Source organism: Celeribacter halophilus (genome assembly GCF_900114135.1).
In the GTDB taxonomy this organism is placed as follows: Bacteria; Pseudomonadota; Alphaproteobacteria; order Rhodobacterales; family Rhodobacteraceae; genus Celeribacter; species Celeribacter halophilus.
On record NZ_FORY01000020.1, the window covers coordinates 1 to 23,081 of the forward strand.

The 23,081-nt window shown below is 55.3% G+C and carries 14 protein-coding genes; 7 read left to right on the plus strand and 7 right to left on the minus strand.

What is annotated here, in order from left to right:
* Positions 1–216 precede the first annotated feature (216 nt).
* The gene (locus tag BM152_RS15745; protein ID WP_139222522.1) at positions 217–1,641 is read right to left on the minus strand and encodes a hypothetical protein; all 1,425 of its coding nucleotides are present in this window, start codon (positions 1,639–1,641) and stop codon (positions 217–219) included.
* A gap of 689 nt (positions 1,642–2,330) precedes the next feature.
* Here BM152_RS15745 and ggt point away from each other — a divergent pair.
* Complete coding sequence (gene ggt / locus BM152_RS15755) at positions 2,331–4,055, plus strand: gamma-glutamyltransferase (protein ID WP_066608254.1); 1,725 nt, start codon at positions 2,331–2,333, stop codon at positions 4,053–4,055.
* Positions 4,056–4,650: 595 nt separating this feature from the next.
* Here ggt and BM152_RS15765 read toward each other — a convergent pair.
* Positions 4,651–5,589, minus strand: a complete 939-nt coding sequence (locus tag BM152_RS15765) for an alpha/beta hydrolase (protein ID WP_066608263.1) — start codon at positions 5,587–5,589, stop codon at positions 4,651–4,653.
* A 1,593-nt stretch (positions 5,590–7,182) separates the two neighbouring features.
* Between BM152_RS15765 and BM152_RS15775 the strand changes: the two genes are divergently transcribed.
* Positions 7,183–8,415 carry a Hint domain-containing protein gene (locus BM152_RS15775; protein ID WP_074914453.1) on the plus strand — a complete coding sequence of 411 codons (1,233 nt, stop codon included), beginning with the start codon at positions 7,183–7,185 and terminating at the stop codon, positions 8,413–8,415.
* Between the two features lie 689 nt (positions 8,416–9,104).
* Positions 9,105–10,922 (plus strand): autotransporter outer membrane beta-barrel domain-containing protein, encoded by a 1,818-nt coding sequence (locus BM152_RS15785; protein ID WP_066608269.1) that lies wholly within the window; start codon positions 9,105–9,107, stop codon positions 10,920–10,922.
* A gap of 135 nt (positions 10,923–11,057) precedes the next feature.
* Here BM152_RS15785 and BM152_RS15790 read toward each other — a convergent pair whose 3' ends face one another.
* Positions 11,058–11,402 carry a hypothetical protein gene (locus BM152_RS15790; protein WP_066601885.1) on the minus strand — a complete coding sequence of 115 codons (345 nt, stop codon included), beginning with the start codon at positions 11,400–11,402 and terminating at the stop codon, positions 11,058–11,060.
* A gap of 364 nt (positions 11,403–11,766) precedes the next feature.
* Here BM152_RS15790 and BM152_RS15795 point away from each other — a divergent pair, with 364 nt between their 5' ends.
* Positions 11,767–12,414 carry a hypothetical protein gene (locus BM152_RS15795; protein WP_066608271.1) on the plus strand — a complete coding sequence of 216 codons (648 nt, stop codon included), beginning with the start codon at positions 11,767–11,769 and terminating at the stop codon, positions 12,412–12,414.
* A 149-nt stretch (positions 12,415–12,563) separates the two neighbouring features.
* Here the strand turns inward: BM152_RS15795 and BM152_RS15800 are convergent, their stop codons facing one another.
* From BM152_RS15800 to BM152_RS15810, 3 genes are read right to left on the minus strand one after another with little or no spacing between them, the layout of a single operon-like run.
* Positions 12,564–13,514, minus strand: a complete 951-nt coding sequence (locus BM152_RS15800; RefSeq protein ID WP_066608273.1) for a hypothetical protein — start codon at positions 13,512–13,514, stop codon at positions 12,564–12,566.
* Entirely contained in the window at positions 13,511–14,488 is a 978-nt protein-coding gene (locus BM152_RS15805) for a formylglycine-generating enzyme family protein (protein ID WP_082715460.1), read from the minus strand. The genes BM152_RS15800 and BM152_RS15805 overlap by 4 nt, the downstream gene beginning before the upstream one ends.
* A complete protein-coding gene (locus BM152_RS15810) occupies positions 14,485–15,417 on the minus strand; it encodes an alpha/beta fold hydrolase (protein ID WP_066608277.1) in 933 nt (310 codons plus the stop codon). Before BM152_RS15810 ends, BM152_RS15805 begins: the two co-directional genes overlap by 4 nt.
* 136 nt (positions 15,418–15,553) lie before the next feature.
* Here BM152_RS15810 and BM152_RS15815 point away from each other — a divergent pair, with 136 nt between their 5' ends.
* The 3 genes from BM152_RS15815 to BM152_RS15825 are packed head-to-tail and all read left to right on the plus strand — an operon-like array spanning position 15,554 to position 20,716.
* Positions 15,554–17,818 (plus strand): alpha/beta hydrolase, encoded by a 2,265-nt coding sequence (locus tag BM152_RS15815; RefSeq protein WP_066608279.1) that lies wholly within the window; start codon positions 15,554–15,556, stop codon positions 17,816–17,818.
* Entirely contained in the window at positions 17,815–19,953 is a 2,139-nt protein-coding gene (locus BM152_RS15820) for a sulfatase-like hydrolase/transferase (RefSeq protein WP_066608281.1), read from the plus strand. The genes BM152_RS15815 and BM152_RS15820 overlap by 4 nt, the downstream gene beginning before the upstream one ends.
* A gap of 13 nt (positions 19,954–19,966) precedes the next feature.
* Complete coding sequence (locus BM152_RS15825; protein ID WP_066608284.1) at positions 19,967–20,716, plus strand: hypothetical protein; 750 nt, start codon at positions 19,967–19,969, stop codon at positions 20,714–20,716.
* 81 nt (positions 20,717–20,797) lie between these two features.
* Here BM152_RS15825 and BM152_RS15830 read toward each other — a convergent pair whose 3' ends face one another.
* Positions 20,798–23,023 (minus strand): glycosyltransferase family 2 protein, encoded by a 2,226-nt coding sequence (locus BM152_RS15830; RefSeq protein ID WP_066608286.1) that lies wholly within the window; start codon positions 23,021–23,023, stop codon positions 20,798–20,800.
* Positions 23,024–23,081 lie beyond the last annotated feature (58 nt).

A 23,081-nucleotide genomic window follows, 5' to 3' on the forward strand; every position in this document is an offset into this window, starting at 1 on the left:
GACGGTTCTCGCAGTAGCGCCCGGCTGAAGCGTCAACTCGAAAGGGTCTCGCGACCCCGGAAAATCCCCCTCCTTCAGGTGGGGGAAGATGTTAATATTTCTTTCACGTCAATCCCATGTCTTTTTTGGCTACGAGGGCCTGATTCCGAAAAGTTATGATCCCCCTTCACAACGGATAATGCGAAGGGGGAATGGTGTGGAGGCGCGGCACTCAAATCAGCGTGTGCAACTCAAGAGAACGCCCGAAAAATTCAGTAGGAAGGAACTGTCATCCAGTTCGTACACCGCTCCCAACTGTCCGTCTTTCAACGCGATGCTGAAGGCTGTGCCGTTCTTCCCGAGGGGTGTGACCTTTTCATAGGCGACGGTCGTGCCCAGGAAGTCGATTTCTACTTCGGTGTCAGTCAAATTGATGTTGGCCAGAACATCCTTCGCACCATCTTCGCGGCACGCCCATTCGCCTTGAAACGGGTAGAGAGAGGTCGCAGATGACATCGCGGGAGGCTCTTGCGCATCCGCCTCACTCACCTCAGGTTCCGGAGTTTCGGCGGGAGCCTTTTGAAGCTGTTGCTGGGTAGGTGCGACAATCGCTGCGGGTTTCAGTAGCCGCCGAACCAGTTCCCGCGCACCTTCTCTGCTTTGCATATCGGGCACGACGCCGTATTCGTGCGCTGTCACGATTGCCAGATTAAAAATCCCTGTAGCCGTGCCGCGCCCGAACAGACCGTCAATCGAGGAGCTATATTGCCCACGCTCCTTCATCAGCATTTGCAGTTCGCGCCGCTCGTTTGCACTCAAAGCATTGAACGCAGATTTCAAAGATTGATAGTCCGCAATATCCCCCAAGAAACGCGCGAATGTCAGCGGGAGAGGCGTCGTGATCGTGCCCGCGGGGGGGAGAGGGCCATCGCCGTATGGGTTTGTGAAGGCAAAAATCACATCGTCTGTTTCGGGATTTGCCGCCACCGCAATGCGAACCTTGTTGCAAACGCCGCGGCCACAACCCGTTGCAAACCACCAGTTCTTATCTTGGAAGAACGTCTGACCGGGGCCTGAAAAATACCCTCGCGCCTGATTGTATTCGTCTTCTCCCAAGATGCTCAAAATCTTGGGGCCCCAATACTGGTCCCCGAACAAATGACCAATGGAGCTCTCGGCGAAATCCAACGGCGGGGCCTTCAGCGCAGCCTCCGTCTCAAAAGTATACTTTCGTTCGGTGGAAATTTCCGAACCGCCCCAATACTTCGTTTCCCAAACAAAGGGCGCCGTAACAGAACGGGCTACGAGAGTTCCGTCAGGTTGGGCGGTGACATCAACGCTCTCCAAGCAGGCTCCGAAAGCGTCAGTAATTGCCGGCGTCGAGGACGTCAGATCAAGCCAGTAATGACTAACAGGGCAACCTGTTCCACCCGAGTTGGCCGCGACAAGAACCCGATCTCCCCATCGTCCGACGAGGTCAATGGATGCTGCGCCCAGATCGAAGCGCCGGCCGTTTGCCGAGAGAGAGCTACCATCATCGCTTACCTGGACTTCTGGCGCAATGCTGTCGGCGAGTACTGCGCATGGCACGAGCATAACCAGTGCCAATGCGCACCAAATGGTGTGAAGTATTTCAATGTTCTTTAACAGTGTTTTGGGCATGATGCGGCTTTTTCGAGTTTGAAATAGTATGGAGGTTACATGAGCTACTTAGACAGCGAATTTCTTATTCGCCCTCGATATCTCACTGATAAAATGGGTTTGATGGGTTTGATGGGTTTGGGAGGGATCGTTTCCTACGCAGAGAAGATCAATTGACCGGATGTCTTGGGTGAGGTGTTTATGAGCATCCGAGATGATGGGATTCACAATCCAGATGTTGTGTAAGAGCTGTTCAGGAATTTTGTTTGTGTATGTGAAAAATGGCTTTGTGATTTTGGAAAGAAAGCTGCAAAGGAACAAATTCATACCCACACTTAAGACAACGATTCCATCTTTGGTATGTATTGATGCATAGTCAATATCCGTCTGCAATCTAAAATTATGCGTATGCCATTTCGGAAAATCACTGAGCGCGCGTCGGAGAGTGTTCTGTGTTAGATGGATGTATTAGGAAATCATCCACTAGCTTGCAGATTTCTCGTCTAACCTATTGTTTTTAATTGATAGGATAAAAACATGTGACAGGCTGATGTCAAAAGTTGATGGTTTAATTCCCAAAAATTTAGACAGTTAAACCGCCCTAATGTCTCCGAAAACGCGTAGAATTTTCGCAGATGTTAACCTAGTTGCCTCATGCGCAAAAAACTGCAAGCCTTCGCTCACAAAAAATCGTAAGTGAGAGGAGTTTCATGAAACAGATCATCACCGGTGCGATATGTTTGGCCATGTCGACAGCCTCCACGCTATACGCGCAGGAAGCCGCGATCTATTCGGGATACGACCGTGTCCATCCTGTTTATGCAAAGCAAGGCATGGTCTCGGCACAAGAAGCCGTTGCGGCCCGGATCGGCCTCGACATTCTCGAAGCAGGCGGCAATGCTGTTGACGCCGGCGTTGCCGTGGCTTTTGCATTGGCCGTGACCTTGCCGCGTGCCGGCAACATTGGCGGCGGCGGGTTCATGCTCGTCCATGACGCGGAATCAGGTGAGACCAAGGCCATCGATTATCGCGAAATGGCGCCCCTGACTGCGGATCGCGACATGTTCCTCGATGAGGAAGGCAATGCCGACAGCGAACTTTCGCGCTTTACCGGGTTGGCCGTAGGTGTGCCCGGAACGGTTGCAGGCATGCAGATGGCACTGGAAAACTACGGCAGCATGACGCTCGCCGAAGTGATCCAGCCGGCGATTGAGCTCGCGCGCGACGGTATCGCTGTCACCCCCGGTCTTGCTGACAGCCTCGTAGGACTAGAGGCCCGCCTGAAGAAATGGCCGAGCTCCGCGAGCATCTTCTATAAGGAAGATGGCAGCTTCTATGAGCCAGGCGAGATCCTTGTTCAGTCCGACCTTGCCAACACCTTGCAAAAGGTCGCTGATGAAGGGCCGGACGGCTTTTACAAGGGCGAGACCGCGGAAAAGATTGTCGACGCTGTGCAGGCTGCCGGTGGCCGGATCACCCTTGAGGACATGGCCAATTACAAGCCGGTTCTGCGCGATCCGGTGCGCGGCACCTACCGCGGCTACGAGATCGTCTCAATGCCACCTCCCAGCTCGGGTGGGGCACATATCATCCAGATCCTCAATATTCTGGAGAACTATCCGATCTCGTTCCTTGGCCATAACTCCGCCGACACGATCCACCTGATGAGCGAAGCGATGAAACGCGCCTATGCGGATCGTTCGGAATACCTGGGCGACAGTGATTTCGTGGATGTGCCTTTGGCCGAGATTACCTCCAAGGCCTATGCCAAGGATATCAGCAAGCAGATCAGCCTGAATACGGCGACGCCGTCGATCACCATCAAGCCGGGTTCGCTCGCGCCTTACGAGTCCGACCAGACCACGCATTTCTCGATCGTGGACAAGGATGGCAATGCCGTTTCCAACACCTATACGATCAATTTTTCCTATGGATCTGGGATGGTTGCCGATGGCACCGGCGTTCTCATGAACAACGAGATGGATGATTTCGCTGCCAAGCCCGGCGTGCCTAATGCCTATGGCTTGATTGGCGGTGATGCAAATGCCGTCGAGGGGGGGAAGCGGCCTTTGTCTTCGATGTCCCCCACCATCGTGATGAAGGATGGGAAGGTGTACCTGGTTACCGGCTCGCCGGGCGGCTCGCGCATCATCACGACCACGCTGCAGGTCATCATGAATGTCATCGACCACGGGATGAACGTTGCCGAGGCCTCTTTCGCGCCGCGCATTCATCACCAGTGGTTGCCCGACGAGATCCGCATCGAGGATGGCATTAGCCCCGACACTATCGATCTGCTCGAACAGCGTGGGCACAAGGTTAGCCAGCAATCGGTGATGGGATCAACCCAATCGATCCTCGTTGACCATGAAAGCGGCTACTTGTTTGGCGCGTCGGACCCGCGCCGCGTCGACGCCGCGACCCTCGGGTATTAAACAAAGAAGGAGTAGCCCCTGTCTGCGCGCGGGGGCTACTTGCCACAAGACGCCGCTGCACAATTCGAAGGGGTGGAGCACTGCCTTAACATCTTCCCCAGCCTGAAGGCCGGAGATTTCCGGTTTGGCCGGATAGTTCTCGCTTCAACGGAGGCTCTATGGCCTTCCTCCACGAACATAGGCGCCGTGTTCCGACGCAAGATCACCTTTGCCGCATTGGTGTCAGCGGTTTCAAAGTGGCTGCAGCTTGTGCAGACAAAGCTCGCTTGGTTCTTCAACCTGATCTGGCGGACAAAATGCGTGTGTCAAACGCAGCAAAGCACAAACCTAAAACAAATTCCCAGACATCAAGTTACAGAGTACCCATTTATTGGCTCCGCCTGGTGCAAGACGAGCAGGTGGGCGAAATCATTGGCGGGCCCACGCTAGGGCGCGCAGACTGAGGCCTCTTTGGGCAAACGCACGGATGCGCATGCGGTTCTGACTGAGGTCACAAGACAGCCTGATAGGCGCGTGATCCATACATCATGCGACTGGTCCGCTGAAGAATGGTTGGATCTGCGATCTTGTGAGCCTCTTGTCTTGCCCCAACCTCTTACTCGCCATAGCCACGTGTCAGGACGGCATCGATATGCAGAAGGGCCTGTTCCAGCGACGTCCGCCAGAATATCCAGTCATGACCTCCCTCGCTGACCCGAAACCGGTGACGGATGCCCGCGTTGCGCAGGGTGACGTGCAGGTCTGCTGTGCCCTCGAAAAACGGATCATCCGCACCGATGTCGAAATAGAGGCGCGGCACGCGAGAAAAACGCGCTGCGTCTGTCTGCGCCACCAATGTCTCGCCCTGTATCGCGTCCCAAGCCTCATTCAGCCGCGCTTGCCCCTCCAGCTCCGCGCCCAAAACACCGGCGTAGCGGCTGCGATAGGCGTCTGGTGAGAGGCCGAGAACCTGATCTTCGGTCCGGAAGGCCGAGCTGAGTGCGGCAACACCGGCAAAGGCGTCAGGCGCGCGCAGTTGATAGACCACGCCGGCAAGCGCCCCCATCGAGATTCCCAGAATGGCGCGGGCGTCACCGCTGGCGATGGCCTTGTGGCGGGTTTCGACGGCAGGGATGAAATCCTCGAAGAACATGTCTTCCCAGAGCACCACGCCGTCCTGATCATTCAGAAAGTAGGTCGCCACCTCATTCGTCTCATCGCGGCGGCCATCGGGGGCAATGGCGATCAGCGGGCGGATTGTGCCGTCTTCGATCAGACGGTCGAGCATCTTGTCGAGACCGGCAAGGGTGAACCAGTCGCTTGGCTGGCCGCTGCCGCCTCCATGCAGGAGATAGAGGACGGGATAGCTGCGATCATCGGCATCATACCCGGGCGGCAGATAAATGGCGTAACGGACCGGCTGTCCCAAGGTGTCGCTGCGTGTCGCATTGTTAAACCGGACCTCCGCGTAGAGCGGGGTGCCGAGTGAACTGATCGCGAGAGACAGGCCGACCAAAGCCATGAACATGAACCGCTTGATCTCGAGACCCTCCATATGAGCGACCGAGAAGATCCCTGTCGCAAGATTCCTGCCCGTGATCAAAACGCGGGCACTCACAACCTATGATTGAGGAAAGGTCGGACAATGGCAATCTGTAACTTGATCGTCCCGATCAAGCTGTTCGCGTAGACTGAGCCTCCGAAGAGATTGCGCATGGGAAGGCCTCACACAATTGCCAAACCCGTGATCCGGGGTCGTGAAGCAGGGGGGGTGATCCAGTCAAGAGAGTCTCGAGCTTGCGGCGAGAGCTGTTGATGGCAGGGATAGGGCAGCTGCACGGTTTGCGGCTCGCAAAATTCTGCATCGGGCAAATTCATCCTGAGTAACTTCAGCTTTGTGCAACCACAAATCCGGTCAATCGAAGATCCCGCCGAAGATCCCGCGTGCCGATTGCCCGGTTCTCAATTTCGCGGATGTTTCCTCTTGGTGATGGAGGGTTGAAAATTTAGGGCAGCACGCGGCCAAAAATCCCCCAAACGAAAAGCCTCAAAAACGCCCCTCAGAGGCCATTAAAAGTCTTTTGGCTCAGTACACCTAAAAAATCTCAAACGCCACTCAGCGGCCCGCATATCGCCTCTGCGGGCGCTTTGTGCGGCAGGGGAGGGGCTAATGTCGAAATTCGTGGAACCTTTGGCGTGTTGGCAATCAATCAGCTCGAAAAACAGAGCTTAAAAACGCCCGATTTGGTGACGGGATTTGAAGGGTCGCCCGTCACCGGTTTTTGATACACCGAAAATCGGAAAAATTCAATGTTCTCTCGTACATAGTTAGACAGCGGTGTAGGGTTTCGTACACTTTCAAACAGCGGTATAACATACGTTACGCTGTTTACGTCTGTACGAAAAAAACTTAAAATGGCCTTTTTCCGTCAGCGGTTTTCAAACTTTTTAGGTGTCAAATTTAAGCGCTTTTTCGCGGTAAAAAATAGGGGTGCCGACACGCTGCTTGTGAGCCGGAAATCAAACCCCAAAAAGTGCCCAATAGAGGCTGTCAGTCCGCCTTCGCTCTCTCCAGAAACAAGAAGTTTCAGGTCGCACTCAGGGCCCCTCATGTCGCCTCTGTGGGTGTCTTTTGTACTCGGGAATTGGTTCCCGGAAGGCCTTGAGTCAATTGGCGGCTGGTGAGGCCCCATGCGACCGTTTTACGTCGCCAAATTCCCCTTTTGAGCTGTCCGGTTTTTTGGGGGGAGGGCAACTTGATTGCACGTCGGATGGCTATGCGAAATGAGGTGGCGGGGACGCCAGGAACATGAACCGCTTGATTTCGAGGTCTTCCATATGAACGACCGGGAAGACCCTCCGTCGGAAGGTTTCTGCCCGTGATCAAAACGCGGGAGATTTCAATCTATGGTTGAGCGTGGCGGGCAATGGCACGCTTGCAGTGTCGTATCAACTCGACCACGTAGTGCGCGAACATATGAATATCGAGCGCAGTGAGGGAAGGGCAGCCTCAGGCCTTATGGTCATTGCATTCAAGTCATCAACCAAAGCGAACACTGGAAAAACAATTTAATACTTTAAGTTGCATAATCCTTTTAAAGGCGTAGCCTTTTGCTTGGGTGGTGTTGTGATAGAGGATAGATAAAGCATGCCATATTCAACCCAATTGCCTAATGGAGTTATTTCATTAGATGCCGATGGCCTGCCCGTCGTGGATACCAATTTTATCAGTATTCTCAATGATCTTGGAGAAAGCACGGAGTTTACGGATTACAATGTCCCTGGAGAGCAGGGCCTGACGGAACTCAGCTATGGTGATGACTTCAATATCGTCAATGATGACGGTGCGGGAACGAGTACCAGCGTGGGCTCTGGCACGTATTTGGGAAGTTTCACCCTATCGACGGCAGATGTTTCGGCAAATCTTCTTGGTTTGGCTGAGGTCACCGTGTCCTTAAATCCGATTGAGGGCGAACTTTACCAGGATGAAGATGGTAATTTCTTTATGATAACGGATGAGCCTCTCGACGAGGACCATCTCGGGATCACTATCGAAATAGATACGTTCCTTGGGGGCGTGACATCTGTTGATCTTAACCTTTCTGACCCCTTGGACGATGTTCCTGTCGTCGGAAATGCCGTGGCCCCACTGGTTCAAAGCCTTTTGGATACAGCGGTTGTGACTTTTGAAGTCGATACGACCGGCACGCTCGCGTTTAACGATACCGATCTTGTTTGTTTCACCTCGGGTACATTGATCAAAACTGCTCGTGGCGAAGTGCCGGTTGAGAAACTCCAGTTGGGAGATCAGGTTCTGACACTTGATGTGGGGTATCAGGAGGTCCTCTGGATAGGGTCCCGTACTCTTTCTTCAACGCAATTGAAGGCGCATACGAAGTTCCTCCCCATTCGCATTGCCGCAGGCGCACTTGGCGTGAACCAGCAGGAACATGAGCTCCTGGTTTCGCCTCAGCATCGGGTCTTGATTCATTCGATCATTGCGGAGCGGATGTTTGGGCACTCCGAAGTTCTGGTGGCTGCAAAGCAGCTTCTTGAAGTGGATGGAATTGAGATTGCGGATGATGTTGCGGCAGTGACTTACTGGCACTTCATGTTTGATGCTCATCAGATTGTTTTCGCAAATGGCGCCGCGACAGAAAGTTTGTACACGGGCTCTGAGGCATTGAAAGCGGTTGGAAGAGAGGCGCGCCAAGAGATACTCGGTATTTTCCCTGAGCTGGGCAAAGAAGACTTGTATGCTTTTAAGCCTGCTCGGGTTTTGGTTTCGGGGCGTCGTGGTCGTCGTCTGGCGAAAAGGACAGCGCTCAATAACAAAATGTTGGTGGCAAGGCCGGAACTGGCTGTATCAGTCCAGCATTAAGCAGAAGGCTATTGAATAATACCCGTAACACGCAGTTGACGCCTTCCGGGATCAGGCTCACGAGGTGGTCGCCTTCACTCATCGTTTGCCTCGCTGGATACCCGGTCCTTCAGGGCGGGGAGGAATGCGTTGCGATACACTGCAACATGCGTTAATTTTTCGCTTGAGTGAAACGGTGATAACCAAGCCGCTTCTCCTTTTGTTTTAAACGGCGGTGGAACACACCGTTGCTGGACGTGGACGGTTCTCGCAGTAGCGCCCGGCTGAAGCGTCAACTCGAAAGGGTCTCGCGACCCCGGAAAATCCCCCTCCTTCAGGTGGGGGAAGATGTTAAGTCGATATCAAGATCAGGATGGTCGGCGAAATACTCCGGCAGATGCGGCATTACATAATGGCGTGTTAGTGTGACGTGAGCGTCGATGCGCAGTTGCCCTTTCGGCTTGGCTCCGGCGAAGGCCTTTTCGCGCCCCTCAACATCGGCAATGATTGCAAGACATCTTTGCTAGTAGGCTTCACCATCCAACATTGGCGTAACGGTGCAGGAGTATGTTCTGCAGTCATCCGCTCGACGCGCCTATTTTTTGAGGAGTTAGAGGTGCGATCTGAGCGTTTTTCTAGGCGTTGGCACATGTCTGTTACAAACAACCGCTAGGGCAGAGCAAATTTGTCTCCAATCCACAGGTTTGCCTATGCGTGTGACGTTTCTTTGCTCTTTGTCCTCCCTTGCTTTGATCACGGCTCTGGCCTTGCCCCTACAGGCGCAATCTCTTGAAACCTGCACGCCATCGTCGCCCAGTGACGGCGATGATGTTGTCTGTTCGGGTACGGGAACCGGACTTCTCGACGATGGTTTTGACGATGGCACAATTACCGTTTCTGAGGGGGCGGTGATCACGGGGGACGACCAAGGGTTTGAGTTTGATGATGGCGTTGCTTTTACCAATTCAGGCACGATTACAGGCGAAAATGATCATGGTGTGCAGGGTGACAATGATGTGACTGTCATCAACTATGGCACGATCACGGGAGAGGATGGCGACGGCGTTAATATTGATGACGACGGCGTGGTCGAAAACTACGGCACAATCATCGGGTCCGATGATGGGGTGCAGCTTGAAGAGGGCGCGACGGTGGTCAACTATGAGACCGGCGTGATCGAGGCCGAAGATGAGGGCGTCAATATCAATACTGACGGTGCTGTGCTGGTCAATTATGGCACGATCACCGCAGGCGACGACGCGGTGAATGCAGCCGCTGATGCGCAAATTACCAACTATGGCACGATCCGGTCTACCGGTGATCAGGACGGTGTCGATCTCGACAGTGGGACAATTTTTAACGCAGGCCTGATCATCTCGGACGGGGCAGAGGACGGTATTGACTTTGACCCGTCAACAGAGGCCTCGACCGTCACCAATACAGGCCGGATCGAAGGCACCATCGGGATCAATACCGATCCCGCCGATACGGGCGCCCAGACGGTGATCAACTCCGGCACGATTGTCGGGCGCGGCGGCACAGCAATAAGTCTGGGGGAGGGCGACGACACGTTGGAAATCCACGGTGGCACAATTGTTGGCGACGTGGATCTTGGCGCGGGCACGGATACGCTTAGCGTGGTGACAACCAGCTTTGGGGCCATCAGTTTTACCGACGATCCGGAGGTGATCGACCTTCAAGTGGATACGGCACTGTATGCCAATCAGACGCTGGTGATGGCGGATGCCACAGCCTTCGGGGCCGCAGATACCCTCATTGCGGGCTTGGTCTATGACATCACGCGCACAGGCTTTGGCCCGCTGGAGCCGGGGAAATTCTGGGTTGCAGGTCAAACGCAGCTCGGAGAGGACGATTGGCGTGATGGGGCGCTGAGTTTCGGTCGCGATTTTGAGACCTACGGCCTGTTCTTCAGCGTTTCTGGTGGCGATGCAGAGACGGGTGACATCACAACACGCAACGTCGCTTTGGGCGGGCGCTACGCGCGCAACCTCTCGGCGCAAACACAAATGAGCGCAGTGGCGTTTGTCGGCGCGGGTGAGGTAACCTATGGCGATGCGGGCGATGCAGCGACAGATGCGATGTTCGCGGGGCTTGGCGCACAAGTCACCCACGCGATGACGTCGGGCTTCACGATGTCTGGAAACGCCGGGCTCAGCCTCTATCGGATGGACAGTTTTTCCGCCGACTATCTGGCCGGTGCCGCATTTGACGCGCGCACAGTGACCAACGGCTTTGCCGGTCTTGAGGTCGGGTATGACCTTGCACTGTCCGGCCTGAACCTCACGCCATTTGTCGGTGTCGCAGGGCTTTTTGTCGATGGAGACGCTGTCGCCATGTCGTTGGCGGGTGCCAGCACCAGCTTTGCAACAACGAGCGAAGACAGTATTGGATATTTGAGCCTCGGAATGGACGTGAAGAGAACCGATATCTGGTCCGCTCGTATAGAGGCCCGCGTTGATGATGCGGGCGAGCCGTCGGTCGTGCTTTCTGCGCGCACGTCGTTCTAATCGTTAAGGTTTAGGGTTGGCGCTTTAAGTGCTCTTGCCCGCCAACACAAAAATGCCGCCGGGAGGGGACTCCGGCGGCATTTCTGATTTCCATCCACCCTGAGCACTTTGGCTCAGAGCGAACGGGACCACCTTTTATTGGTAGTTATTGATGCTTTTGTCGGCGAGGGTTGCGCCGTTGGAGCCGACGAGGACGAACTCAAGGTTGGATTGAGCAGCGCCTGCGTCAAGGCTGACTTTCACATCGGTGTTTGCGCCGGCGTTCACGTCGGTCGAGCCGAGCAGAGCCACACGTTCGCCACCGTGGACGGAGTAAACTTCGAGAGTGGCCGGAGCTTCGGCCCGCACGAGTTCAACATTGGCGACGGTTTTGGTGGAGGACTGGTTGCCCGGGATGATGTAGTTCGGGCCTGCAACGGCGGCAGTACCTGCAACAGCAACGATAGCGGCGGCGGTCAGTGTTTTGAGGGAGAATGTCATGGTTGTGGTCCTTTTCAATTCATTTCTATTTGTGGGTGACGCGGTCTGTTCGTTTTTGCGTCTCTCGATGGAATAATATTTAGGGCCTCACCCTGAATGTGTAAAGGTGAACAAATATCAGGTTTTTATCTACATTAGTGTGCGTATGCGCATATCAAATTTCAGCGACCCATACGCCGATCTTCGTGATCTCTTGTAACAATGTCGAAAACGATCAGATTCAGGGAATTTCTGTGCATGATCTGTGTATGTGTGAATATGCACTGAACGTCTGGGGTGCAGCGATGCGCATGTTTTTTCCTATGGCGAAGAATGGCCCAGACAGCGATTGCCCTTTTAGGGGCTTTGCCTGTAATTCACCTTAATGACTGCAAGAACATTCTCGATTGAGGCGCAGCAGGGCGGTGGCGCCAAACTCACGCTCAATTATAAAGTGGCCGGACAAAGCGGCTTGCAGCGCATGTCCTGCGCTGTGTCGCAGGGTGACCTGCTGCAACTGGTGCTCTATGCCGAGGCGCTTAGCCTGCGTCGGCACTTCGGGCTTCCTGTGGCGTCAGAGGTTTCGGCGGACGGGCTGACACTGCGCTATGATCCGGACAGTCCTGAACTGCATGTGGAGCGCCGCTCTGGCTACACCACGCAAAGCGCAACGATCCCCGTGCGCAGCTTCCTGTCTCGAATGGCGGAAATGACCGACATCTGCATTGCAGAGGGCGAGGCATCAAAGCACGGGCCTGCTCTGAAGTCGTTGCTGGGTGAATGCGCCAGACCTTCCGGGCTTGGAGCGATTGCGGAGCCGGACGCCGCGGATCAGGCCCTGCACCAGATACAGGAGATCGCGTTTCTCCTGTTGGTCCAAGACACCTCCACGCGTGGCTCGGAACTGGCCCGAAACCTGCGCAAGAAGGCATCCAAGGACCAAGCGTTGAAAATGGCAAATGCGACCCTCTGCGCGCTTGTGACCGAGTTGCTGCCGCCTTGCTTAGAGCTGAATGAAACAAGGAGGCAGTGATGTCAGGCACTAGGTTTTTAACGTGAACTGAACATCAAGACGCTGCTGGGAAGCTTTATGTACGGTTTCTCAGGAACTAAGAAGGCGTTCCTTGGTACGCTAAAGGACGTGGAATCTGAGATGATCCGATATTTCCGTAGCCCATATGATCACGGAGAGATCTTTCCAGGATCATAAGCCGGCAGGTCGAGTTGTCTGGCAATCTGGTTCATCTGATTGGCGAAATGCGGGCGTCGAGCTGGATGAGATGCCTTGAGCACTGCGTGACAATAGCGATATGTCAGACGCGGCCGCTTCATCTCCTGAAGGCGCTTGAGGAGCAGTTTTTGATAATATGGTAGCGTGCGGCGGGAGCGGAGCAGCCGGTAGACACCAAATTCATCGAGATCATCATTGACCAGCCCATAAACAACCGGCTTCAGCACCCCCATCATGGACATCACCGATCCCAGATTATGTCCGAAATGCCGGCATCTGATATGTGTGGTATTCGGGTGTCGGAACAAAGCTGCGTGAATGGCATCCTGACCTGTGTAGGGATCATAAAACACCCATGCTTTTCGGGCCGTTGCGACTTCTTCGGGTGCATATCCGTAGCGCCCGTCAAAATCCCGGCGCCAAGCCGCCCGAAACCGGGTTTCCCAGCCGCCTGTTATATCGCGGTCCAAGGTGGCCTGCGGTGAAAGTGCGATCACCGTGGCACCGGGGGCGGCGGATGAAAAGGCCGCCGCGGCATATCCGGCCATAGATGTTCCGTAAAAGACCACCCGCTTGAACTGGTCAAAGAACTTGCTGTCGCGTAATTCGTCGAAAAAGTCGCAGACCTCTTCTGTGCGATACCACGTCCATCCGTGTGCAGCGATCCCCAGTGCCGACCAGCCTTGGGAGTTGATGAATTTCACCCCCCAAGGGAGCCTGTCTTCGACCTTCTGTCGCGCGTCGTCCAGATTGTCGAAGGTCACCACCAAGGTATCATCCCCGCGCAGGAACAGGGCTTTGTGCTCGGCGTCAATCTGGCGGAAGAAACCGTGTTCGGCACCGAGTTTTTCAAGCTGGTTGGTCCAGGCAATCTGTTTGTCCGCTTGGGCGGAAGTACTCATTCTAAGCCCCCTGTTTGGGTCGCAACACGAAACCCTATATGGCCCGTTGAACTGTCGGGCGTATTATGTGTGCGGGAATGTACGAAATATCTCTGACAATAGGAGGCATGGCACAGATGCGAGCCGCCTCTCATAACGCGTCCGGGGCCTTGTGAAGAACCTGCCGGATCAGTGACCGGCGGCATTGTGGCGGGAGGCAGGGCGCCGAACCAGTCCGCGCACCAATCCCAGACATTGCCGGTCATGTTATACAGCCCATACCCATTGGGCGCGAAGCTTTGAGCCGGAGCGACACCGACAAAACCATCCTCGCCGGAGTTCTCGGTCGGGAAGCGCCCATGCCAGATGTTGTGCATGTATTTATTCTCGGGGCGCGGATCATCGCCCCAGGGGAACAAGGCGTTCTGCATGCCGCCCCGCGCCGCGAATTCCCATTCGGATTCTGTCGGTAGACGAACCCCGCAAAATTCGCAAAACGCGACGGCATCTTCCCAACTGACATGCAGAACGGGATGATCTTCCCGACCTTCCAGACCCGTTTCCGGCCCTTCGGGGTGGCGCCAACAGGCTCCGGGCACAGCGCGCCACCAAGGGGCGTCCACCGGTCCGGCAAAATCGGCCCCCTGATCGGGGGCAAACATATAAAAAACGAAAGACCATCCTTCGCGTTCAGCGACTGTTTGATAGCCGCTTTCAGCCACAAAGCCCTCAAAGATTTCATTGGTGATCTGCGTGGCCCCGAGCATGAAGGGAGACACGCGGACATATCTGGCCGGACTGTCGAGATCGTCTGAATATCGCGGCTGGTTTGTGCCCATATTGAAAATGCCGCCGGGGATTGGACGCAACAGAGCCGCAATTTTCTGTTTCAATCCGGCAGAGGCTGCATTCTTTTGGATCGGCGCAACGGGCGAGGACACGGCTTCCGTCCGAGTGGTGCCGTGACAGCAGCCATGCTCCGGTTGCACCGTCATTTCGAGCCCCGTTGCGCTTTGATCTCTGCCAGCGCCTCTTGTCTTGCCTTGACAAAAACAGGCCCCCGCCGCTCACGCATGACAGCATCGGCCCAGCGGATGACCCATCTGTGTCTTTTGCTCTTTTGCAAATGGGCAAGGACTGCCCGTTTATACGTCAGGGATGTGTGCCTGTTCCGCATGAGCCGTGCAATACTGCGACGTGTCGCCGTCCCGTCGATACAGGACGACACAACAGGCTTCAGAATGCCCATGTCGCGCCAGACGGACAGCATGCCGTGTCCCATAAAAGGACATTTGACCTTTTCTATATTGGCGCCCCTGAACAGGGCGACATGGGCCGCATCGCCAAAAATCCGGCTGTCATAGAACAACCAGACCTTTTCTGCGGACTTGACCATGTCAGGAGCAAATCCATACCGACCTGAAAAATCATTATGCCATGCCGGGCGGAAACGCCGTTCCCATGCCGCATATTTGCGCGCAAGCGTGGCCTGCGGGTTGATGGCAACGACCGTAGCCCCCGGAACTGCGGCGGAGAAGGCACAGGCTGCATAGCCCCCCATAGAGGTGCCGTAGAACACCACACGACGGAAACGGTCAAAGAACTTTTCGGATTTCAGACGGTCAAAAAAATCCAGCACAGCCTCGTCGCGATACCATGTCGCGCCATGTGCCATAAAGCCGAGCGCGGACCACCCCTGCGAACTGATGAAATCAACGGCCCAAGGGAGGCGGTCTGTTTTCTGGCGCACATCATCGAGGTTGTCGAATACCACAACGAGCGTGTCGGCCTTCTCTCCCGCGGCAGGGATAAAGATTGCCTTGTGCATATCCCCGACGTCTTCAAAAAAACCTTTGTCGCGCGCTTGTGCCAGCAAGGTCTGTCGCCAGGCTTCTGCGCGGCTTGATGTCTGCTTTTCTGTCATGACTATTTACCCGCTGTACCGGATCACTCGTCCGGATATGAGAGATAACCTAATTTGTTATAAGGCGTAAATCTTTACCTTTGCACGCTAATCAGCGTAAGTTTTCGGGAAATTGGATCAAAAGAGCAGGATCATTATGGCCGATACCTCTGACACTCAACAGGATGCATCTGGCGACAAGCTGCCTGAGTGGTATCGCGAAATTTTCCCCGCAGGTGCCCATGACGGTTTCTATGAAAAACTGGGGCAACATGCTCTGATCCATGTTGATCGTGGAACTGAAGTTCTCGTGGTCACTTTCGACAATCTGTCAGATGCCGGTTACCCTGATTATGATGTCAAAGCATGGGCAGAGAAATTCATTCGGGACAGCGGCCACAGTCATCTGGGCGTTGTCGCACAGGGGCCAACCTGGTTTCGGGATGCCCGCCTGATCGAGCGGATGGAAAAACTCGCTGCAGACGGATTTTTTGCCCGCTTTGATCGGGTTGTCATGGCAGGGACGTCCATGGGCGGGTTCGGGGCGCTTGCTTTTGCAGATCTCGCGCCGGGTTGTGATGTTATTGCATTCAGCCCGCAGACAACACTGTCTGAAGAGCTTGTGCCTTGGGAAAAACGTTTTGGCCCCGGACGCGCTCAGGACTGGACATTACCGCGGTCGGACGCGGCCAAAACGGTTGGAAATGTCAGAAAACTCTGGGTCATTCTGGATCCTTTCTTCACGCCGGATATGAAACAGATCCAGCGCTTGCCCGAAGATAAAATATCGGTTTTGAAATCCTTCGGGCAGGGACATAAAACGGCACTGGTTCTGCGCCGGATGGACCTTTTGAAAGACACGATGACAAAAGCCATCGACGGCACATTGAGCGAAAAATGGTTTTATAGCGTCACACGCAAACGCAAAGACCTCTACCTCTACCGCAAGACGATGGAAGACCACCTTCAGGCACGCGGGAAACAGCATCGCATTCCCGCTTTTGTTGCTGCGTTTCGGACACGCGCCCGTGCCCGACAGGCTCAGGAGGCTGGCAAGGAAGGCTCTTCCTCCGCAGCATCTTCCTCTGATGCCGACACCCCTCGAAGGGCCGTTGCGGCGATGAGTAGGCAAAACAAAACCGATGCGCAGATCACTGTAGAAACAGAGCTACAGTGCCCGTCACGCAAGCCCCGAACGCTTGGAAATGTGTGGAACCTCTCCGATGACGGGGTCACCCTGCGCTATTTGTCCGATCAATATCGCCATCAGGTGATGGGATTTGAAGAACGCAACGGTGTCACGCTGGCCCAAAGCCCCGAGGTGGCGTTGGGTATGGTTTCAATCGGCGGGACAACGGCCATTCCCCGCCCGTTGCCGGAGCGGTTTGAATACCACATACGGGACGAGTTTCTGTCTCAGGACACGGCTCCACAAGGTGCAGAAGCACAAGGAGTCGCGGTTCTGTCTTATGAGCGTGCCCATTGCCGTGCGCTACGTACCGTTTTTGCCCTGTCCCACCCCAAACCGGGGATCACCGCCGCAGAGGCCCATCCGGGCTCTCCCTATCTGCAAGATGTTCTGGACCGGATTCAGGATGCGAAAAACAGCGCTCAAGACCATGATCGCATCTTGTATATTGACCGCATTTCCATGGATCTGCTCGCGGGGGATATCGTAACCGACGAGCTGTCAGCAGCAAGCCACTATATCGACACGATCCGCACCCTGCGCGAACATGTGGCGCGCGCCGCAGACCAGATCAGCTATCCTCATGTGATCGTCACGCAAAAGCCGGGCACACGGACAAACGGGGAATCCGAGGTCGCCCTTGCTGAAGGTCGACTCGATATTCATGAACCGGGTCTTGGCATCTTGGTGGCCAGCCCGAGTTACATGCTGGAATTCATGCCCGATACAGTCGCAACGATTGCGCCAAAAGACCGGATGTGGCTGGATGAGCTTGAAGCCCTCGCCGTTAGGGCCGCGCAAAATGGCGAACGCTGGTTCTGTCCCTCCATGCGTCAGGTGTTCCGGCGCGGCACGGATCTGGTGGTCGAGTTTGCCACCATGACTCCCTTGGAATTAGACCCTATAGCCGCCCGAAACGCTCATGGGTTCGCATTGGATGGTTGTGTGAATGATGCGCAGATCACCGGTCTGCATTTCGAGCCGGCCTTTCAGGGAGGGCAGCGGCTTGTTCTGTCACTTGATCGTTTCGCAGAAGGCCCCTGCCTTTCTGTAAACTATGCCTGGGGCATGATGCGGGAGGCCCCCGACGGGGAACGCCCGGCCAACCATGGCGCATTGCGTGAAACCTGGTCCAGACCAAGCCTTCTACAACCCGAGCGCAAGCTCTACCGTTATGCGCTGTCGGGCCGACTTCCGGTCATGCCGTCCGAACTGGCAGGAGGCGTGCAATGACAACTCCCGAGCGGCCTAATATCCTGCTGATCAGCATGGATGATGCCTTTGCCTTCTGGCGCTTTCGCAATGCTTTCGGCGTAGAGCTTCAAACCCCCAATCTGGACCGCATCTGTGCGCGGGCCACGGCATTTCATGCCGCCTATTGCCAGACACCGGTCTGCGGTCCTTCGCGTTCCAGTTTCATGTCGGGGCTGGCTCCACATCAAACGGGTATTTTCGACAATTACAGCGAGATTTTCGAACTGCTCCGGCCTGAGCAAATGTGGTCCTATCGCCTGAAGGAAGCCGGTTATTTCTGTTCAAGCGGAGGCAAGATACACCACGGCTACAAACCTCGCCCGCCCGAAGTGCATAACGCCCTGTATTCCCATGAGGCACAGGAATGTCACTTCGGTCCGTCCCGCACGGCGCCGCATAAGGATTTTGGTGGGGCCGGAAGGGGGCTCGGGACCACCGACGAGGCGAATGACAGTCAATATTACGACCACACATCCGCGGATTATGCGATCGACTTTCTACGCCGCTATAACGGGGATGCGCCGTTCTATCGCGAGGCAGGGTTCCACAACCCCCATCCGCCGTTCAGAACGCCCGCCCGTTTCAAGGAAATGTATGATGAAAACGATTTCATCATGCCCGAGGAGTGGAAGCAGAAAAGGGAACCGGATGCCTTTGCCGAGGCCTCTTTTCCGCCGAATTTTCCGCTCAAGAATGAAGCTGCATGGCGCAAGACGATCCGGAACTATTTTTCCTGCTATAGCCATGTTGACTGGCATATCGGACGTGTCTGGGATGCGCTTCAGGCTTCCACGCATGCAAAGAACACGCTTGTGATCATCACGGCCGATCACGGCTATCACATGGGCGACAAGGCGCGTTTCCGGAAATACACGCTTTGGGAAGAGGCTGCCGGTGTCCCGCTGGTTATCTATGATCCGCGTCAGGACAAGGGGCAGGTGGTCAAGGACCCTGTCGCGCTGCTGGATATCGGGCAAACCGTTATGGACTACGCGCAACTGCCGCCATTGCAGGGCAGCCCCGGCCGGTCTTTGCGTCCGCAGGTTGAAGGCACGGCGCAAGAGGACCGGTCGGTGCCTACGTTCTTTTTCGGCTCGACCGGCATCCGTCATGGACAGTTTCGCTACATCTCCTATCAGGACGGAAGCGAAAAACTGTATGATCTGGAGAGCGACCCTTGGCAATTGCGTGATGTCAGCCCCAATCACCCTGAGCTTGCCGAAATGCGGACGCGCCTGAAGCAAACGGCCCGCCAGTATGGCATGTTCATCTGTGATGATGAAACCTGTGAGCCGCCCCCAACCGAATATGTCTCGGTTCAGGAACATGGGAAACAACCGGCCTCGCCCCCGACAAACGGTCAGATTGCATTTGGGCCGCCCGATCCAGACATGCCCGACTATCCCGGATGGCGCCGGTATTTCTTGCGCCCGCGCACGGACATGAGCATTGATTTGCCCAAGGCCTGGAGGGAGCTGTATTACCCCGGAGACATCGGGGACAAGGCGGACCATCTTGAAGTACGCTGCAATGATTTGGGCTGCCACATCGACTTTATGGGCGGGCATCAACGCATTGCGCTCCGCATCTTTGGTGGGCGCGGAAATGATCGCATTGAGACGGCCCATGACCCGATTACGGCCTATCTTCAGGCCGGTGACAATACGGTTGAGGCCGGATTTGCGGATGCCACAATCATCGGCGGGTCCGGATATGATCGCATAGAGTGCCAACGTGCGGAAAACCGTGTGCATGGCGGCACGGGGGACGCGCATATCATATGTGGCACCGGCCATGATATCATCACGACAGGCGACGGCAGGAATGTCGTTCGAGGCAATGCCGGCACGTCAGATGTGACCATCGATGGCGGCACAAACGTGATCGAGGTCGGCCCCGGAGACATGGTTCTGCACTTCCAAAGGACCGGACTGCCGCAGGTCGTAAAGGGCTATAAAGGCGGAGAGTTGGACATTTCGGACTGGAGTACCCTTGGCCCGTATAACCTGTCATCCGATGGCCGCGATACGATCCTGACCTGCGGGACCGAACGGGTTCGCTTTGTTGCAACCGATGTGGCAGTCTTGCGTCAGGCACTTGTCGATATTGAATGAAAGACACAGTCCCATGCTCTTATCTTCCAAGCCGGATACAGACATCACAACCTTCAAGATCTATGGCGAGCGGTGTTCAGGCACGAATTTCGTCGAGACCCTCATCAAACAGAACTTTCCCGCAATCCGTCAGGGGAAACGGTATAACTGGGAAAAGCATAATTTCGTCAATCCGCCCTTTGCATTGGACACTGCTCTGGCGGTTGTCGTTGTTCGGGATGTTTTCGAATGGCTGAAAAGCCTGCACCGTAGCCCGCATCAGGTTGACTATTGGTATCGAGATGTCGATTTCTCGGGTTTCCTGCGCCATGAGTGGTCCGGAGTTTTCAACGGATATCTGATCCCGAACCAGCGTCAATTGCCCGTGCGTTTCAAGGAATTGACGTATGAACGCCACCCGATGACCGGAGAGCGGATCAAGAACGTCATTGAACTGCGCAATCTGAAACTGGCGAGCCAGTTAAAAGTGCGAAACCTGTATCGTAACTGGATCATTCTGAGATTTGACGAGGCTCGGGACGCGCCACACTCTCTGGTGAAACACATTGCCGAGCATTTCGATTTACATGCCGCGCCGGATTTTCTGCCAGTGAAAAAGGATGTGTCACACTTTGCTCTCCCCGGAGATGTCGAGGGCAAAGGGCGCCAACGTGAATATGCTTCCTTTACCCCGGAGGACCGCGCATTCGTGATGGAAAACCTGAATATGGAAAACGAAGCCCTCCTTGGCTTTCCATATGCCATTACAGGCGTGGGTGCGTGATTTACTTGTTGACCGTGGGATTACGGTGGATAGCGCGATGGTTTAAGCACGCGGATTTCCTGCTGAAACCTGCAGTTTACATTAATGCGCCGTCTTACCGCGTTCCACGGTGAAAAAGAACTCCTCGTCTACATCCTTCTCTAGCACTTCGTCGGGCACGCATTCGGGGCCGGAGAGGAAGACGTTGGCGCCGAAATGGCGATGCATCCGGCTGAGTTTCTCCATCCGCGCGCTGGTGAGTTCTGCGTAGAAATTGCTGTAGTTCTCGGTGGCCCGCAGTTCCGTGATCTTGTTTTTATGGGCGATGACACAGGCGTCATGCATGGCGCGGATGTCCGGATCGGCCATGAGGCGGTCGAATTCTTTCTGGAGTTTGGGGATCATGCGCTGGATCGAGCGTTCTTCCTCAAAGTTGTTGTTCATGCGGAACCAGTAGGCGAGCCCTTGGTCCCGATCCACATGGTTCACGCGGCCCCGGTCGCGCTTGACCAGAAAGCTTTCGGCAGAGCGCACGGCGTAGTGGTTGAGCTGGACGACATCATAGCCATAGGTCGAGGCGTTGGAGCGCCATGCGTTGCGGTATTCGCCCTCAGGCATCGGTTTGGCCGACCCGTTGTACCAGCGGATCTTATCCCAGACCTGCGGCTTGAGGCCCTTGGGACGATGCACCCCGAGCTTTTTGAACAGGCCGACGTTTTTGAAGAGGGTTTTGAAACCCCAGGCCTGATGCGGTTTGTTGGCAAATTCAGGGGCCGCGCGGAAGAATTGTTCGACGAGAAAGCGATCTTCGTAGTCATGCACGTCACTATTGCCGAACAGCCGCCATGTGCAGGAGATCAGGTTCGCATCCGGCACTGTGTCAAACAGCGCGGTCATGGTCCCGTCCCCGACCTTGATGTTGATGAACTCGTCCACATCCATGGAAATGGCCCAGTCGCTTTCCATGATGACGGGTTCTTTTTCGGCCTGTTGTAGCGCGTGGTGCTGGGGCTTGAGCCCCGTGCCGTGGAACTTGTTGTCGCGGTGCTGGACGTAGCCTTTCTCCTGCAACAGATCGAGCAGTTCATCCGTGCCATCTGTGCAGTCGTTGGTATAGACCAGAAAACCTTCGATCCCGATGACGCGGTGATAGGCCAGCCATTCAAGGATAAATGGCCCCTCGTTTTTCATACATGTGACGATGGCGACGGAATTGTCGCCTTTGGGCGGTTTGGTGATGTCCTCTTGGGGCATGGAGACGGGTTGGTGCTTCCATTCGCGCTTCGCTATTTTCAGCAGCGGCGCATGTTCGATCAAGGAGGCTTTGGGCACAATCTTTGACACGGATGGCGCGCGGTGGCGCAGGGCCATAAAGCGGTAGAACGGATAGGAGACGCTAGGCTCCACCCCACCGATGCGTACCAGCCGGAACACGGCCTGATCCGGTAGAACAGACATGGCCGCACACCAGCGCCCGCGGCGTTTCTTGGCGTCGAACTGGACGCAAATGTGGTCGGCAAATTGCACGGGGTCATCCTCGCGCACCCGCCACGGGTAGCATTGTTGACCGACGAGTTGCACGACGCCGCCTTTGGCGTCTTGGGCCAGATTGAACATGGTGCCGCGCGGATCGGCGGGGACCAGATCGTAAATCTCGATATTGGCCACGGCGCGGGCCTTTGCCAAAAACAGATGCCGTAGCATCTCGTAGATCAGAACATCACCCAACGGGGCGGTCCAAGGGTCCGCTTGTGGCACCTTCATCCGGTCCTTACCTGGCGCGCCAGGCGTGACATAGGGGTGATGTTCCGGCGCCGTGTCGGGTAGCCCCAAGGGCACGTCGCAATCGACGAGCACTACGGTCATATCCTTCAGTTTTTTCAGCCCTTTGTTCAAGGCTTTGATAAAAGCTTCATCCGTGTCGGGCTTCGCGCGATCAAGGACTACCGCTCCCGTCATGCCTTGATGTTTGGCGTGATAGGCAAGCCACTGGAGAATCGTCTCGGCAGTTTCGCCATTGCGTGTGGCCAGCGCCACGTTGCGACCGGACATCATGTCAAGTTGTGGCTGCTCAAGCGGGATTTCGACCAGCTTGCTGTCGACAAAGGTTTGTATCTTGTCCGCAGGACGCGGGCCTGTGAGCCACGGGGCATCTCCGACGCTGCGGATTTCCGCGCCAGCCAGAAGGTTCTCCGCCATGATAGGGCTTAACTGTGAATCTTTGGTGAAGAACAGATGCGCTTGCCCGTCACCCGTGTTGAGGGCAGCCAGAACAGTCGACGTGCCGAGAGTGACGGCTTTGATATGATGCCGTTGTAGCTGTGCCATACCAGGCCTATCCTCATCTCACGCCAAGCGGTCTTGTCGCTTGATTTCTTTCATAAAC

What these genes read in the sequence shown, in the direction of transcription:
- BM152_RS15815 (WP_066608279.1), top strand. Translation starts at nt 15,554, where the DNA reads ATGGCCGATACCTCTGACACTCAACAGGATGCATCTGGCGACAAGCTG.
- BM152_RS15800 (WP_066608273.1), bottom strand. Translation starts at nt 13,514, where the DNA reads ATGAGTACTTCCGCCCAAGCGGACAAACAGATTGCCTGGACCAACCAG.
- BM152_RS15785 (WP_066608269.1), top strand. Translation starts at nt 9,105, where the DNA reads ATGCGTGTGACGTTTCTTTGCTCTTTGTCCTCCCTTGCTTTGATCACG.
- BM152_RS15830 (WP_066608286.1), bottom strand. Translation starts at nt 23,023, where the DNA reads ATGGCACAGCTACAACGGCATCATATCAAAGCCGTCACTCTCGGCACG.
- BM152_RS15810 (WP_066608277.1), bottom strand. Translation starts at nt 15,417, where the DNA reads ATGACAGAAAAGCAGACATCAAGCCGCGCAGAAGCCTGGCGACAGACC.
- BM152_RS15795 (WP_066608271.1), top strand. Translation starts at nt 11,767, where the DNA reads ATGACTGCAAGAACATTCTCGATTGAGGCGCAGCAGGGCGGTGGCGCC.
- BM152_RS15765 (WP_066608263.1), bottom strand. Translation starts at nt 5,589, where the DNA reads ATGGAGGGTCTCGAGATCAAGCGGTTCATGTTCATGGCTTTGGTCGGC.
- BM152_RS15825 (WP_066608284.1), top strand. Translation starts at nt 19,967, where the DNA reads ATGCTCTTATCTTCCAAGCCGGATACAGACATCACAACCTTCAAGATC.
- BM152_RS15775 (WP_074914453.1), top strand. Translation starts at nt 7,183, where the DNA reads ATGCCATATTCAACCCAATTGCCTAATGGAGTTATTTCATTAGATGCC.
- BM152_RS15820 (WP_066608281.1), top strand. Translation starts at nt 17,815, where the DNA reads ATGACAACTCCCGAGCGGCCTAATATCCTGCTGATCAGCATGGATGAT.
- BM152_RS15805 (WP_082715460.1), bottom strand. Translation starts at nt 14,488, where the DNA reads ATGACGGTGCAACCGGAGCATGGCTGCTGTCACGGCACCACTCGGACG.
- ggt (WP_066608254.1), top strand. Translation starts at nt 2,331, where the DNA reads ATGAAACAGATCATCACCGGTGCGATATGTTTGGCCATGTCGACAGCC.
- BM152_RS15745 (WP_139222522.1), bottom strand. Translation starts at nt 1,641, where the DNA reads ATGCCCAAAACACTGTTAAAGAACATTGAAATACTTCACACCATTTGG.
- BM152_RS15790 (WP_066601885.1), bottom strand. Translation starts at nt 11,402, where the DNA reads ATGACATTCTCCCTCAAAACACTGACCGCCGCCGCTATCGTTGCTGTT.